Origin of the sequence: Acinetobacter tandoii, assembly GCF_008867985.1 — a bacterium.
Taxonomy (GTDB): Bacteria; Pseudomonadota; Gammaproteobacteria; order Pseudomonadales; family Moraxellaceae; genus Acinetobacter; species Acinetobacter tandoii.
Genome location: NZ_VXLD01000002.1, coordinates 632,548 through 648,097, shown reverse-complemented (window position 1 = coordinate 648,097; position 15,550 = coordinate 632,548). Strand labels below are relative to the sequence as shown.

At 41.6% G+C, this 15,550-nt stretch carries 10 protein-coding genes; 6 read left to right on the top strand and 4 right to left on the bottom strand.

The window, feature by feature from the left end:
* The coding region (locus F4W09_RS06000; RefSeq protein WP_151504306.1) for a beta strand repeat-containing protein at window positions 1-3,797 on the top strand (3,797 nt) is incomplete at its 5' end.
* Window positions 3,798-3,946: 149 nt separating this feature from the next.
* Here F4W09_RS06000 and F4W09_RS05995 read toward each other — a convergent pair.
* The 3 genes from F4W09_RS05995 to F4W09_RS05985 form a co-directional block, all read right to left on the bottom strand.
* Complete coding sequence (locus tag F4W09_RS05995) at window positions 3,947-5,230, bottom strand: ribonucleotide-diphosphate reductase subunit beta (protein ID WP_016166035.1); 1,284 nt, start codon at window positions 5,228-5,230, stop codon at window positions 3,947-3,949.
* A 143-nt stretch (window positions 5,231-5,373) separates the two neighbouring features.
* Entirely contained in the window at window positions 5,374-5,502 is a 129-nt protein-coding gene (locus tag F4W09_RS05990) for a hypothetical protein (RefSeq protein WP_016166034.1), read from the bottom strand.
* Window positions 5,503-5,630: 128 nt separating this feature from the next.
* Window positions 5,631-8,462 (bottom strand): ribonucleoside-diphosphate reductase subunit alpha, encoded by a 2,832-nt coding sequence (locus tag F4W09_RS05985; protein WP_044740955.1) that lies wholly within the window; start codon window positions 8,460-8,462, stop codon window positions 5,631-5,633.
* 587 nt (window positions 8,463-9,049) lie between these two features.
* Here F4W09_RS05985 and bfmR point away from each other — a divergent pair.
* Complete coding sequence (bfmR, locus tag F4W09_RS05980; RefSeq protein WP_016166031.1) at window positions 9,050-9,766, top strand: response regulator transcription factor BfmR; 717 nt, start codon at window positions 9,050-9,052, stop codon at window positions 9,764-9,766.
* Window positions 9,767-9,800: 34 nt separating this feature from the next.
* Window positions 9,801-11,459 (top strand): sensor histidine kinase BfmS, encoded by a 1,659-nt coding sequence (bfmS, locus tag F4W09_RS05975; protein WP_151504305.1) that lies wholly within the window; start codon window positions 9,801-9,803, stop codon window positions 11,457-11,459.
* A gap of 85 nt (window positions 11,460-11,544) precedes the next feature.
* Here bfmS and F4W09_RS05970 read toward each other — a convergent pair whose 3' ends face one another.
* Window positions 11,545-11,901, bottom strand: coding sequence for a hypothetical protein (locus F4W09_RS05970; protein WP_104441043.1), 357 nt, complete (start codon window positions 11,899-11,901; stop codon window positions 11,545-11,547).
* A gap of 530 nt (window positions 11,902-12,431) precedes the next feature.
* Here F4W09_RS05970 and ndhC point away from each other — a divergent pair.
* The 3 genes from ndhC to nuoC all read left to right on the top strand — a co-directional run bounded on the left by ndhC (window position 12,432) and on the right by nuoC (window position 15,539).
* Complete coding sequence (gene ndhC, locus F4W09_RS05965; RefSeq protein WP_016166028.1) at window positions 12,432-12,980, top strand: NADH-quinone oxidoreductase subunit A; 549 nt, start codon at window positions 12,432-12,434, stop codon at window positions 12,978-12,980.
* Between the two features lie 6 nt (window positions 12,981-12,986).
* Window positions 12,987-13,664 (top strand): NuoB/complex I 20 kDa subunit family protein, encoded by a 678-nt coding sequence (locus F4W09_RS05960; RefSeq protein ID WP_016166027.1) that lies wholly within the window; start codon window positions 12,987-12,989, stop codon window positions 13,662-13,664.
* A gap of 87 nt (window positions 13,665-13,751) precedes the next feature.
* Window positions 13,752-15,539 carry an NADH-quinone oxidoreductase subunit C/D gene (gene nuoC / locus F4W09_RS05955; protein ID WP_016166026.1) on the top strand — a complete coding sequence of 596 codons (1,788 nt, stop codon included), beginning with the start codon at window positions 13,752-13,754 and terminating at the stop codon, window positions 15,537-15,539.
* The last annotated feature ends 11 nt before the right edge of the window (window positions 15,540-15,550 follow it).

The window sequence follows — 15,550 nt, the reverse complement described above, 5'->3', positions numbered from 1 at the left end:
CGGGTACCACCTTGGCCGATGCAACCTATGCGGTGGTGGCGACAGTAACTGACACTGCGGGTAATACCGCCACTAGTAATCAAGATGTGGTTATTGATACTGTAGCTGATGCGCCAGATGTCATTGCAGTATTGGGCGGTTCAGTGGGTATTGTTCCTGGTGATGATAATCTTCAACAGATCATCACTTATAAGAATGAATTGGATGTTGATGTAACTTTAACTGCGACTAAAGCACCTGATGGAACTTGGAGTTTGGATACAACCCCATTGAATGTCAGTATTAATAGTACAACGGGTGTAGTCAGTATCGGGCGTGATGCAATAAAAGATGGCAGTCTTGTTACTTCCATTGGTACAGACCTTTTAGGCAATACTGCTCAGGACAGTGGTACAACATATCCAGATGATACAACACCATCGACTGCAGATGCGCCAGATGTCGTTGCATTGGATGATGGTTCTGTCACTGTAACTCCGGGTGCGGATAATGTTGAGCAGGAAATTTATTATATTGATGAAGAAAATATTCTTGTTGTCTTATCTGCATCACAAGCAGGTGATGGTACTTGGAGTTTGGCAGCAAATCCAATACCAACCCCATTGCCAACAGGGGTAAGTATCAATTCGATTACGGGTGTAGTTACGATTGCTCCAGATGCAGTTAAAGATGGGAGTGTAGTGACTGCTTATGGTTTTGATGTTTCTACAAATGTGGCCATCGATAGCGATACTGCCAAAGGCGATGTCGTGATCGTCTCTGTCTCAGAAGAAGGCTTGGCAGGAGCAAATGCTGATGCTGTCGGTAACCCTGAGGATACAACAAATTCAACAATGGTATCAGGAACTTTAAATCTTGGTAATTTAACTAATGTGGCTGTAACTGGTCCATCGGGTATCACGTCTGAGGGGCAGCCAGTGACTTGGAATGGTTCGATTACGGCAGGCGTTTATACATTAACGGGAACAGCAGGAGGGAAAGAGGTTGCGGTACTGACACTTTCAACTTCAGGGGCTTACACCTTTACCTTGAAACAGCCGATAGACCACCCAATGGCTTCACTTGAAAACATTTTAGGTCTTGGTTTTACCATAGCTTCTACTGATGGTGTTGGAACAACCAATTCAACTTTGATGATTAATGTTGAAGATGATTCGCCAATCGCTGCTTCAAATACTACATATAATGTTGATGTTCAGCCTGCTACAGTAGAGGGAGAGTTAGTCGTTAGTTATGGTGCAGATCACGGTCATGTGCAAAGTATCACGGTCGATGGTTATACCTTAAGCTATTCACCTGTAACAGATTCAGTTTCAGCTTCAGGAGCTGCAGGTTCAATTACTTATAGCTTTAATGCTGCAAATGATGAGTTAACTATCAACAAAGGCACGGGTGAAGTTCTGGTCGTAGATATGTTGACGGGGCATTATAGTTATTCCTCATTAGCAATAACGGAAACAGCTCAAGCGCCAATTGTGGGAATCAATAAATCTGCCAGCTTATTGGGTCTTGTGAATGCCGATGCTTTAGGTTTGATTGGTATTGGTACCAATCAACTTTTAACAGCAATTGATCCGAATAACGATATTAAATCGGTTGTCGTGAACGCAGGTGCTGCCATTAGTATTGGGGTCTTAAATTACTATAAATTAGATTGGTCTGTTGAGATGGCAGCAGAGTTTGGAATAAAGGTTGTAGAAGAGAATGACATTGTAAATTTACTGTTAGTTACAACCCAATCTTATTCAAAATTGACAATCACATCCTTAGATGGGGGACCAATTGATAACTTAAAATTGAATGAGTTTTTAGCAACTGTTTACGTTCATCAATATGGTATAGATTTAGTATCATTAGGTATAGTGCCGACAATTTCTATTTCTGCAACAGATAGTCAACCCGTGACTTCTAGTACTTCTTATACCGATTTGCTTGGTGTAAGCCTATTAGATCCGAGTAATGACCCAGCAGGTGTGGTAGAGGGTACAAGCGGTATAAATACACTCAATGGAACCAATGGTGATGATCGTTTATATGGTTATGCTGGAAATGATAATTTAACAGGTAACCAAGGGAATGATTTACTTCGCGGTGGGGCGGGTAACGATACTTTAAATGGCGGTGCTGGTAACGACATTTTAAGTGGTGGTACAGGAAATGATACTCTAACGGGTGGCTCAGGCAATGACACCTTCCTTTGGGAGAAAGGGGATCAGGGGACTGTTGTGGCACCAGCAGTAGATACCATTACTGATTTTTCTAAACAACCTGTTGCGGGTGGAGGGGATATTCTCGACTTACGCGGCTTATTAGTCGGTGAATTGGCGAAAGGGACAAGTATTGGAAACTTGGCAAATTATTTATACTTTGTCTTTGATGGTACCAATACAATTCTTTATATCAATACCGCGGGTACGCTTTCGGCTGCAACACCAACCACAACTTCTGATAAGCACATTACATTTACGAATGTAGATTTAGTGGGTAGCTATACCACCCAGCAAGAGATTATTTCGAATTTACTTAAAAATGGAAACCTCTTGGTAGATCAGGCAACCACGAACACGGATTTAAATGGTTCCTCATCTTTTGATGTGGTGATAGTAGATAATGATGGTGATACTGCTTCAACCAATATCACGTTTGACTCAACTTCACCATCTACCTCAACACAACCGAATGTAGCACCGATTGCACAAGCTGCCGATGCGACTTTACTGGGCTTAATTGGTGTAGATGCGCTTGGCATCATTGACTTGAATCAACAGGCTTTTATTGCTGTCGATCAAAACCAAAACTTGCGTTCGGTAGAAGTAAAATTTAATGGTCTACTTACAGTGAATTTGGGAAGTCTTAGTTTCTCTGCTTCAGCTCAATTAGCAGCAGATTTGGGACTCGAAATTCATATTAACAATACATCGGGGATATTGGGTGTTGTAGGAGCAACATCAACAATAACCATTACAGCGGCAGATGGTGGAAATATCGATAATTTAGCTGTGAATGAATTATTAGCCACGATTCAGCTCAATTCCGATGTAAATTTACTGAGTTTGGTTGCAGGTTTGAATGTGAGTGCCTTGGGTAGTTTTACTGTGACAGCAACCGATAGTTACGGTGCAACAGATTCTGACAGTTTCTCATCATTACTGAATGCTCAGGTACTACAGAACTTGTTAGGGGCTGGAGGTAATCCTGATATTATTCAAGGAACTTCTGCAAACGATACATTAAATAATAGTGCATCAGGCACCATTCATGAGCGTCTTTATGGTTACGATGGAGATGATACGCTAAATGGTAGTTCTGGAAATGACTTAATCCGTGGTGGGGCAGGAAATGATACCTTAAATGGTGGTGACGGCAATGACCTACTGATTGATGGGAATGGTGCGGATACCTTCAATGCAGGTAATGGCAATGACGTAATCGTTATTTCAGGAACAGGTTTTGTTTCTATTGATGGTGGTGCGGGTACAGATACTTTAACGTTATTGGGTGGAATAGACTTAGATTTAACGACATCGAATAATATTACCAATATTGAGCGTATCGATTTGGGTAATGGTTCAGAAGGTTCGAAATTGACGTTGACTGCCGCTGATGTTCTGGAAGTTACTGGATCAAATACACTACAAATTTTGGGGGATTCACATGATCAGGTGCAAATGATTGGTGCGATTAAAGGTGCAGAATCTACCATTAATGGTGTAACGATGACGCAATATACGCTCGGTGCAAACACAGTATTTGTGGACAATGATATTGTAAATGGTATGGGAGTGATTGTCCTTTAGTTGATCAGTAAACCGTCTTATTTGATTTGAATCACTGCATGAACCTCTCCGATTTATCGGGGAGGTTTTTCTTTATTGAGTTGTTTTTTTGAGTTAGTACTTAATATAAAAAATCCCGCCATCTAGGCGGGATTTTTTCGGATATTTACTTACCAGCTTAATGCACCACCTGTTTGGTAGTCAGTTACGCGAGTTTCAAAGAAATTCTTCTCTTTACGTAAGTCCATCATTTCAGACATCCACTGGAATGGGTTATTCACACCAGCAAATTGTTCAGGTAAGCCCAACTGGCTTAAACGACGGTTACAGATAAATTTCAAGTATTCTTCCATCATTGCAGCATTCATGCCCAATACACCACGTGGCATGGTGTCACGAGCATATTCGATTTCAAGCATAGTGCCTTCAAGAATCATCTGAATGATTTCTTCTTGGAATTCTGCTGTCCAAAGATGTGGGTTTTCAATCTTGATTTGGTTAATCATATCGATACCAAAGTTCAAGTGCATCGATTCATCACGCAAGATGTATTGGAATTGCTCTGCAACACCATTCATCTTGTTACGACGGCCCATCGACAAAATTTGGCTGAAACCACAGTAGAAGAAAATGCCTTCAAGTACGCAGTAGAACGCGATCAAGTTGCGCAGCAAAATTTGGTCGTTTTCAGGTGTACCAGTTTTGAAAGAAGGATCACTTAAAGATTGAGTATACTTTAAGCCCCAAGCTGCTTTACGTGCTACAGATGGAACCTCACGGTACATGTTGAAGACTTCGCCTTCATCCATACCTAAAGATTCGATACAGTATTGGTAAGCATGAGTATGAATCGCTTCTTCAAAGGCTTGACGTAAGATGTATTGACGGCATTCTGGGTTGGTAATGTGACGATAAATTGCCAATACCAAGTTGTTTGCAACCAATGAATCCGCAGTCGAGAAGAAACCTAAAGAACGCATTACAATGGTACGCTCATCTTCAGTTAAGCCATTTTCAGACTTCCAAAGTGCGATGTCATGGTTCATGTTGACTTCTTGAGGCATCCAGTGGTTTGCACAACCGTCTAGATACTTCTGCCAAGCCCATTCGTATTTGAATGGTACAAGTTGGTTCAAGTCAGCACGACAGTTAATCATAGCTTTATCATCAACTTGTACACGCTGAGCACCCATCTCAAGCTCTTCAAGACCAGGCGCAACGTCTAAAGTTTCTAGAGCGTTAGATGCTCTTGCCAACGGATCGGCTGGATCTGTTGATCGCACTGAACGGGTTCCAGCGGATTGTGGAGCTGCCACATTCTTCTGTGGTTGCTCTGCATCAGATACCAACGGCGCAGCAGGCGCTTTTTGCGGTTCGACGGGCGCAGACTTGTGCTCAGGTGCAGCCGGTTTTTGCGAATCATCTTCTAAATCGTCCCAACTTAGGATAGACATATCAATTCTCTCTTCGTTGCTTTATATCTTTTATGAAGACATCTCAACCAAGAAGATGTCCTACTATACGCTCAATTTGTGTAAGCAAAATTAAGTTTTGTCGATAAATGCTCTAATTTTGTTCGGTAGAGCAAGTATCCCCACTACTTATTTTGCTTACGCTGCTGATTGCGAATGGCTACAAATGCGTAGACCATTGGCACGTAAAAGAAAACAAAAGAAAAGACCAAAACCGCGAGTCCTAACAGATAGTTATGAGTCATATGGAGCATGGTCTTTTCCTTTTTTAATTTCTTTCAAAGTTTTTAATCCCCCTAAATCCCTCCTTAAAAAGAGGGACTTTTATCCCGTGTACTTCGAGATATTCAAAGGAAGGTTAGGGGATTTGAAACTTGTCAGATTACTGACAAGCCTCACAGTCAGGATTGTCAATTGAACATGCCATTGGCACTGGTGCCGCTTGTTCAAAACCTTCATCTTCTGCTACAGGCGCTGCAACTGGCTTTTCTTCAGCTACTGCTGCAACAGGCGCTGCGACTGTAGTTGCTTTAACCGCATTTAATGCACCTGTGTTAATAGTTGATTTCTCAGCCGAAGTTGCACCTAGTGCACGGAGGTAATAAGTCGTTTTTAAACCACGTAACCATGCCATCTTATAAGTGATGTCAAGTTTCTTACCATTCGCACCAGAGATGTAAAGGTTTAAAGACTGTGCCTGATCGATCCATTTTTGACGACGTGATGCAGCATCTACAATCCAACGTGGCTCAACTTCAAATGCAGTTGCGAAGATTGCTTTAAGCTCTTCTGGGATACGAGAAATTTTCTGAACTGAACCTTCAAAGTGTTTCAGATCATTGACCATTACAGAGTCCCAAAGACCACGGTCCTTCAACGCACGTACTAGGTACGGGTTGATCACAGTGAATTCACCTGAAAGGTTAGATTTCACATACAAGTTCTGGAAGGTTGGTTCAATCGATTGAGATACACCACAAATGTTAGAGATGGTTGCTGTTGGGGCAATCGCCATTACATTTGAGTTACGCATACCATCTTTTTGAACTTTGGCACGTAAAGTGTCCCAGTCCAAACGCTGTGTGCGATCAACTTCAAACATGCGCTCAGGGCGTGATTTTGCAACGAGGTCAAGTGAGTCAATTGGTAAGATACCTTGATCCCATAATGAACCTTTAAATGTTTCGTAAGTGCCGCGTTCAAGTGCAAGGTCGCTTGATGTTTGAATCGCATAGTAGCTAATGACTTCCATCGACTCATCAGCAAACTCTACTGCTGCATCAGAACCATAAGCCAGTTGCATTTCGTATAGTGCATCTTGGAAGCCCATGATACCCATACCGACAGGACGGTGCTTCAAGTTTGAGTTGCGAGCTTGTGGGACCGCGTAGTAGTTAATGTCGATCACGTTATCGAGCATACGAACTGCTGTTTTCACAGTACGTGCAAGCTTTTCACGGTCTAACACACCACCTTGAACGTGTTGTACAAGGTTAATCGAACCTAAGTTACATACTGCAATTTCATCTTTGCTTGTGTTTAAGGTAATTTCTGTACACAAGTTAGAAGAGTGAACTACACCCACATGTTGTTGTGGTGAACGTAAGTTACATACGTCTTTGAATGTGATCCACGGGTGACCTGTTTCAAACAACATCGACAGCATTTTGCGCCACAAATCTTTTGCACGGATTTTCTTGTGCAACATATTTGTTTCTTTTGCAATCGCTTCATAGTGTGCGTAACGCTCAGCGAATTCTGCACCCGTTAAGTCGTGTAGGTCTGGTGTTTCAGACGGTGTAAACAGTGTCCATTCAGCATCTTCAAACACACGTTGCATAAACAAGTCAGGAACCCAGTTTGCTGTGTTCATGTCATGTGTACGGCGACGGTCATCACCTGTGTTTTTACGTAGCTCTAGGAATTCTTCGATGTCCAAGTGCCAAGTTTCTAGGTATGCACAGACTGCACCTTTGCGTTTACCGCCTTGATTAACTGCAACCGCGGTATCGTTTGCCACTTTAAGGAATGGAACGACACCTTGTGACTTACCATTTGTACCTTTGATATACGAGTTCAAAGCACGAACAGGTGTCCAGTCGTTACCTAAACCGCCAGCCCATTTAGACAACATTGCGTTATCGCGCATCGCGCCATAAATGTCATATAGGTCATCATCAATCGTGGTTAAGTAGCAGCTCGATAACTGCGGACGTAACGTACCTGAGTTAAATAACGTCGGGGTAGATGCCATGTAATCGAAGCTTGACAATAAGTTGTAGAACTCGATTGCACGTTCTTCACGGTTTTCTTCGTTAAGGGCAAGACCCATCGAAACACGCATGAAGAATAATTGTGGTAATTCGAAACGTACGCCATCTGAATGGATGAAATAACGGTCAAATAAAGTTTGTAGACCTAAGTATGTAAATTGGTTTGAGCGTTCAGGTTGAATCGCAGCAGCCAATTTTGCAAGGTCAAAGTTAAGTAGTTCTGGTGAAAGTAGGTCTAGCTCAATACCTTTTTTAAGGAAAGTTTCTAGAGCATCACCTTCAACGGTATCTTCAGACAAGCCAAGGAAGGTTAAACCTGTTGCAACTAACTCATCACGAAGTAGGCGAGCCGTTACGTAAGTGTAGTTTGGTTCTTGCTCAATACGGGTACGCGTTGCCATCATCATCGTAGTCGAGATGTCTGATTCTTTTACACCGTTATAAAGGTTTTTAATGGTTTCATCGATAATGGCTTGCGCATCAATACCTTCTAAACCCTCAGCTGCTTTGTTGACTTTAGCTTGGAGCGCGCTCAAGTCTAATGGCTTAAGTTGGCCGTCTTGTGCAGTGATTTGCAAGGTCGGATGATGATGAGCACCTGTTTGCTGACGAGCAGATGCACGTTGTTCACGATAAATCACATAGGCACGCGCAACTTTCTGTTCGCCAGTACGCATGAGTGCCAATTCCACTTGGTCTTGGATTTCTTCAATATGGATTGTACCGCCAGAAGGTAAACGACGGTTAAAGGTATTCATCACCATTTCAGTAAGTTGTGAAATGCGGTCATGAATACGGCTAGAGTCGGCACTTTGTTGTCCTTCTACCGCTAAAAAGGCTTTACCAATTGCGACAGAAATTTTTTCGGCATCAAAAGCAGCAACATCACCAGTTCGTTTAATCACCTGAAGTTGCCCAGGGGTGGATGTGATTACGCTCATGTCAGCATAGCTCCATTGTCATCTATTGTTATGTTTATGGACCATTTGAACTGGGCAAAAAGTGTGCCACAGTGTTTGAGGAATAAACACAAGACTTAGTGGTTTAAAATTGAATTGAACACAAGATACGGGAAAATTGAGGGTAGATCAATATTGACATTTTGCTAAAAATTTTTCTGATTCCTGTCAAAAAAAATTAGCTCAAATTTCCCTATTTTTATGCTTATGGTTTAAGCCTTATTAGACAAGGGCATAGCATAGCAAAGCTCTATTTATCTGCTTATAGATAACCTTGTGGATAAGTAAAAAAGAATAAAACTGATCAGACAGTTTATGATCAATTGCCTGATTTGATTAATAATTATCCATTTTGTAATAAGATGTGTGGAATTGAGTTCAAAAAATGACAAACTGAAAAAGCCAATTAATTCAACGATTAAAAAATATTACAAAAAGCTACTTAGATGTATCAGTTTGGTGAATAGCATCTTGTTTACAATGTAAACGTGTGTATATTGCAAAATTATATTACGTCGTATCTGTCGGATTTTTAAAAGATACGCTTCATCCTATTGAAGGGGCAGCTTATGAGCCAAGAAGAAAAGTTACCGAAAATTTTAATTGTAGAAGATGATGAGCGTCTTGCACGTTTAACCCAAGAGTATTTAATTCGTAATGGATTGGAAGTTGGGGTAGAACCAGATGGCAACCGTGCCATTCGTCGTATTATTGCTGAGCAACCAGATTTAGTGGTGCTCGATGTAATGTTACCTGGTGCAGATGGTTTAACCATTTGTCGTGAAGTGCGTCCACATTATCATCAACCAATTTTAATGCTTACCGCTCGTACTGAAGATATGGATCAGGTGCTTGGCTTGGAAATGGGTGCAGATGACTACGTGGCTAAACCTGTTCAGCCACGTGTTTTGCTTGCACGTATTCGTGCATTGTTGCGTCGTACAGACAAAGCGCCTGAAGATGAAGTGGCACAACGCATCGAATTTGACGATTTGGTGATTGATAACGGTGGTCGTTCTGTAACCTTAAATGGTGAATTGGTCGATTTTACCAGCGCTGAGTATGACTTGCTTTGGTTGTTGGCTTCAAATGCAGGACGTATTTTATCGCGTGAAGACATTTTTGAACGTCTACGTGGCATTGAATACGATGGTCAAGACCGTTCAATTGATGTCCGTATTTCGCGTATTCGTCCAAAAATTGGCGATGATCCAGAAAATCCGAAACGAATTAAGACTGTGCGTAGTAAAGGCTATCTTTTTGTTAAAGAAACCAACGGAATGTAATTTACATCACTCTTGATTCACACAGGACATTTTCGTGTTTAAACACAGTATATTCTTGCGCATCTATGCAGGTCTGGTTGTGCTGGTTGCAATCGTGGCGCTGTTTGCTTATTTGCTGGTGCAAATTATTAATTACCAGCGTGCGCAAGAATATCGTGAGTCTTTAACTGATGGTATTTCATTTATTATCAGTGAGGGGATTGCGCGTCAGCAGACAGTCCAACAAAAGGTAGACTGGATTTCTGATGCTTCAGACTTGTTAGAATTGCCTATTTATTATGTCGATGCTAACAAGGTTGACCTTTCACGAGCTGAACAAAAACGTATTAGTCAGCAAAAGGCTGCTGTGCGTTATGATGCGCAAAACTCAATTGCTTATATTATTATCGGCTTAAAAAATGATACCAATCACTATCTATATGTAAAGGTAGATAAAATTGGTGAGCGTCAAATGAAAGCGCTACCTATTTTTATTCTGGATTATCTGGTGTACTACCCAGGACAGGAAAAAGAATATCTGGAGAAAATTCAGAAGCATTTTTCCTATCCAATTGAAATAGAGAAAGTACAAAATCTTCCTTTAGATTCAGAGCAAATTGGGCGTTTACGCTTAGATCATAGCATTATCTTATATCGTGATAGTGCCACAGTACGCGGCACAACTATTTCGATTGTTTCTCCTATTCCAAGTACGCCATCCGAGGTTTTGGTACTGGGACCAGTGCCTTTGTTTAATTGGATGCCATTCCAATTGGCAGCGGGTATTACTTTACTCAGCTTATTTGTCTTGAGCTTGGGCGTTTATGGTCTGATATTGCCTATGCAGCGTAAGATTCGCGAAGTGAACTATGCATTAAATCGCATGAAATCCGGCGATTTGAGTCTGCGCTTACCGATTGATGGTACTGACGAAATGGCAAGCTTGGCATCAAGCTATAACAGTATGTCAGACCATATTCAGCGTTTGATTGAAGCACAGCGAGAATTAATGCGTGCAGTTTCGCATGAGCTCAGAACGCCTGTGGCACGTATTCGATTCGGTATGGAAATGCTGGCTGAGGAAGATGATTATGAGTATCGCATACAGCAAGTCGACATGATTGATAAAGATATTGAGGCACTAAATACTTTAATTGATGAAATCATGACTTATGCCAAGTTGGAGCAGGGTACACCTTCACTTGATTTTGAAAAAATTGTGTTGGCTGAAGTGCTTGAGCAAGTTGCTACAGAAACGGAAGCATTGAAAACGCAAAAAGAAATTATTGTAGAAGCTCCCTTACCAACTGTTGTTGCAGATGCAGAGCGCCGTTACCTACATCGTGTGGTGCAAAACTTGGTCGGAAATGCAGTGCGTTACTGCGATCATAAGGTTGTGATCAGTGGTGGCATAACCGATGCGGGCATGGCTTATGTTTGCGTTGAAGATGATGGTCCTGGTATTGCCGAAGATGACCGTAAACGCATTTTTGAGGCTTTTGCTCGTTTGGATGATAGCCGTACCCGTGCCTCAGGTGGTTATGGTTTGGGGCTTTCCATTGTGAGTCGTATTGCTTATTGGTTTGGTGGACGTATAGAAGTTGATGCGAGCCCAACTTTAAAAGGTGCTAGATTCACCATGAGTTGGCCTGCAAAGCGTTTCGCGAAGACGAATAAAAAGAAATTAGGGTCCAAAGAAAGTTTGGATAATTAAGTTCTTACTTTTAAATTATTGATAAGCCCAGTATTGATCTTAAAGAGATTTAGCTGGGCTTTTATCTACTTGTATTTATAGTGTTTTAATCCAAAATGCTGGCGTCTGGTTCAATAATTTGTTTACCGTTCTTGAGACTTTCTAATGCTTCTTGATTGAAATCGATTAATAACGAATTGTTTACAGTATCAATAGAGTGACCTGTAATTAATTTTTGGTCTCCGTTTAATGTTTCCACTTTATAGTCATCTACTATGTTGAATATTCCGTCTAAATTGGTCGTAGTTGAAGCGCGATCCTGACGGAATAACTCATAGACGTCACGTAGATCAAATATCGCATTGTTTGCATCAGGATGCTTTGTAATATAGTTTTCAATATGACGAATGAGCAGTTGTGCAAACAAGTAATAATTTGGTTTATGAGTGAATTCTAAATTCATATGGTTGCTCCTTATTATTTGTTTTACATGATGATATAGGAATACCATAATCATGATCTTTGCGTAATTTTAGTCGTGTAGCAGTGTTGTAAATAAAAAAAGAATTTGTTTAAAAGTGGTTCCGTCATCTTGGTAGTTTTTACTCCAAATTTATAAAACACCTAGAGTGTGATATTGGATTATTTCTGAATTACCAGTATTGTCAAAATTTGCTGTCTGGCTCGACAAATAAAGGATTTCAGCAATTCAGCTTTGCACAGAAATCCACATTAAATGAAAGCCATGTTGAAAAAAATGATGGAATTTTATTTTTTTATTCAATAAAGCGATAGTGGGGTGGGTTTCAGTGTTTTATGCGTAGAAATATAGAAAAAAGCTCAAAAAATCATCCAAAAGACTAAGACCTATAAACTAGCAAGTGAAATCATAAATCAGGTACAATTGGCGGGATTAATTTTGTGTTTGGTGTATTTGAAGGCCAATACATACATTCTTTGTTAATAAATAGGCCTGCCAGGAGTTATCCCCGCATGAGTGCCATTACTCCATACGAATGGGCAATTATTGCCTTCGTGATCGGCGTTACATTTCTTTGTGCTTTTATGCTCACAGTTCCATTACTCCTTGGGGGTAAGTCATGGGGCCGTGCTAAACAAGAGCAGTTTGAGTCAGGCGTAGTGGGTGCAGGTGGTGCACGTATTCGCTTGTCTGCAAAGTTCTATTTGGTTGCTATTTTCTTCGTGGTTTTTGACTTAGAAGCGCTTTATCTTTACGCATGGTCTACTTCTGTACGTGAAGTGGGCTGGTTTGGTTTTACAACTGTTGTAATTTTTGTGGTCGATTTATTGATTGCATTGGTTTATGCAGTTTCAGTGGGTGCGTTGAATTGGGCACCTACAGACCGTCGTAAAGCTGCTGGTAAAGTGATTAAAGTTGGCTCTCCAAATATGAATATTGCTGACATTACACGTTTTAACTCTATTGAAGAATTGGTAACAGACCCTACGGGTCATATCCCAGCTCAATCATCTGGTCGCGTGAAAGCAAAATCACCGACTGTCTCATCTGATAAGGAGTAACTCGGGATGAAATATACCTTAACCCGTGCGAATCCGAATGCTGATCAATATCCACTTCAGGAGCGTCAGATCGTTACCGATCCGCTTGAAGAAGAAGTGAATAAGAATGTGTTCATGACTCGTTTAGAAGACGTGTTACACACAGCAGTAAACTGGGGACGTAAGAACTCAGTTTGGCCGTTTAACTTTGGTACATCTTGCTGTTACGTAGAGTATGCAACGACCTTAACTGGTGTGCATGACTTATCACGTTTTGGTGCTGAGGTAATTCGTGCTTCACCACGTCAGGCAGATTTGATGATTGTGGCAGGTACATGCTTTGTTAAGATGGCGCCTGTTATTCAGCGTTTGTACGAGCAAATGTTAGAGCCTAAATGGGTAATTTCAATGGGTGCTTGTGCAAACTCAGGTGGTATGTATGACATCTACTCTGTAGTGCAAGGTGTCGATAAAATCATTCCTGTCGATGTGTACATCCCAGGTTGTCCGCCACGTCCAGAAGCATTAATCCAAGCATTAATGTTGTTACAGGACCAAATTCAATTAGAGCGTCGTCCGCTATCTGCCGTGATTGGTGATGATCTTCAGCCAGTATATAAGCCAAAGATGATGCCAGAGCGCGATCGTAAGAATGCACAGCGTATTGCGGTGAAAAACTTACGCTCTATGGATGAAATTAAATAATTTTAACGATGAATGTTTGATGCACCCGAGATAGGTGTAATTGTCGTTAAGGTTGACTGAATTTGTATTAAATAGGAAGCCAAGCCAATGGCTGAAACTGACATTGCTATGCCAGAATCAACAGCAGTTGATTCACGCCCAGCATTTGCAATCATAGAAGAACTTAAAACCAAATTTGGTGAGAACTTCTATGTGCAAACGACTCGTGAAGATTTTCCAACGGTCTGGGTTGAGCGCGCACGCGTACAAGAAGTTTTAATGTTCTTGCGTACAGTGTCACGTCCTTACGTGATGCTGTTTGACTTGTCTGCGGTAGATGAGCGTTTACGTACTCACCGTGACGGTTTGCCTGCGTCTGACTTTACAGTGTTCTATCACTTATTGTCATTAGAGCGCAATACGGATATTCGTATTAAAGTTGCATTGAATGAGAGTGATCTCAATATTCCAACTGCAACTAATATCTGGCCAAATGCAAACTGGTACGAGCGTGAAGCTTACGATATGTTCGGCATTAATTTCGAAGGGCACCCAATGCTCCGTCGTATTTTGTTGCCAACCTATTGGGAAGGTCATCCGCTACGCAAGGAATACTCTGCACGTGCTACGGAATATACACCGTACATGCAGAACCAAGCGAAACAAGACTTCGAGCAAGAGCACTTGCGTTTTGTCCCTGAAGATTGGGGTCTAAAACGCGGAAATGCTGACGAAGACTTCATGTTCCTGAACTTAGGTCCTAACCATCCATCTGCGCACGGTGCATTCCGTGTGATCTTGCAGTTAGATGGTGAAGAAGTGAAAGACTGTGTGCCTGATATCGGTTATCACCACCGTGGTGTGGAAAAGATGGCTGAACGTCAAACTTGGCATTCATTCATTCCGTATACAGACCGTGTTGACTACTTAGGTGGTTGTGCGCAAAACATGCCATACGTGATGGGTGTTGAGCAGCTTGCGGGCATTCAAGTGCCTGATCGTGCGCAATGTATCCGTGTCATGATGTCTGAGTTGTTCCGTATCAATAACCACTTGTTATATATTGGTACTGCAATTCAGGATGCGGGTGGTATGACCCCTGTATTCTATATGTTCGCTGACCGTCAAAAAATCTATGACGCAATTGAAGCGATTACAGGTTACCGTATGCACCCAGCATGGTTCCGTATCGGTGGTACGGCACATGATCTTCCAAACAACTGGCAGCACTTGATTCGTGAAATCCTTGAATGGATGCCTAAACGTTTGAAGGAATACCATACAGCAGCGCTTAAAAACTCTGTATTTGAAGGTCGTACCCGTAATGTTGCGCAATACGATGCAAAATCTGCATTAGCTTGGGGTGTAACAGGTACAGGTCTTCGTGCAACAGGTATCGACTTTGACGTTCGTAAATACCGCCCATACAGTGGTTATGAAAACTATGACTTCGAAGTGCCAGTAGAGTACGAAGGCGATGCTTATGCGCGTGTTATCGTTCACTACCGTGAAATCGAACAGTCGTTGAAAATCATCAAACAGTGCTTGGATAACATGCCATCTGGTCCATACAAAGCGGATCACCCATTGGCTGTTCCACCACCAAAAGACAAGACTTTACAAGATATTGAAACCTTGATTACGCACTTCTTAAGCGTATCTTGGGGTCCTGTAATGCCTGCTGGTGAAGCCTCTGTGATGGCTGAAGTGGTGAAAGGTGCAAGTAACTACTACTTGACTTCTGACAAGTCGACTATGAGTTACCGTACCCGTATTCGTACACCAACTTTCACCCATTTACAGCAAATGCCTTCAGTGATTAACGGCAGTCTGGTATCTGACTTGATCATTTATTTGGCGACAATTGACGTCGTAATGGCTGACGTGGATCGCTAAGGGGTAACGCA

What these genes read in the sequence shown, in the direction of transcription:
- bfmR (WP_016166031.1), top strand. Translation starts at nt 9,050, where the DNA reads ATGAGCCAAGAAGAAAAGTTACCGAAAATTTTAATTGTAGAAGATGAT.
- F4W09_RS05960 (WP_016166027.1), top strand. Translation starts at nt 12,987, where the DNA reads ATGAAATATACCTTAACCCGTGCGAATCCGAATGCTGATCAATATCCA.
- F4W09_RS05990 (WP_016166034.1), bottom strand. Translation starts at nt 5,502, where the DNA reads ATGCTCCATATGACTCATAACTATCTGTTAGGACTCGCGGTTTTGGTC.
- F4W09_RS05995 (WP_016166035.1), bottom strand. Translation starts at nt 5,230, where the DNA reads ATGTCTATCCTAAGTTGGGACGATTTAGAAGATGATTCGCAAAAACCG.
- F4W09_RS05970 (WP_104441043.1), bottom strand. Translation starts at nt 11,901, where the DNA reads ATGAATTTAGAATTCACTCATAAACCAAATTATTACTTGTTTGCACAA.
- nuoC (WP_016166026.1), top strand. Translation starts at nt 13,752, where the DNA reads ATGGCTGAAACTGACATTGCTATGCCAGAATCAACAGCAGTTGATTCA.
- F4W09_RS05985 (WP_044740955.1), bottom strand. Translation starts at nt 8,462, where the DNA reads ATGAGCGTAATCACATCCACCCCTGGGCAACTTCAGGTGATTAAACGA.
- ndhC (WP_016166028.1), top strand. Translation starts at nt 12,432, where the DNA reads ATGAGTGCCATTACTCCATACGAATGGGCAATTATTGCCTTCGTGATC.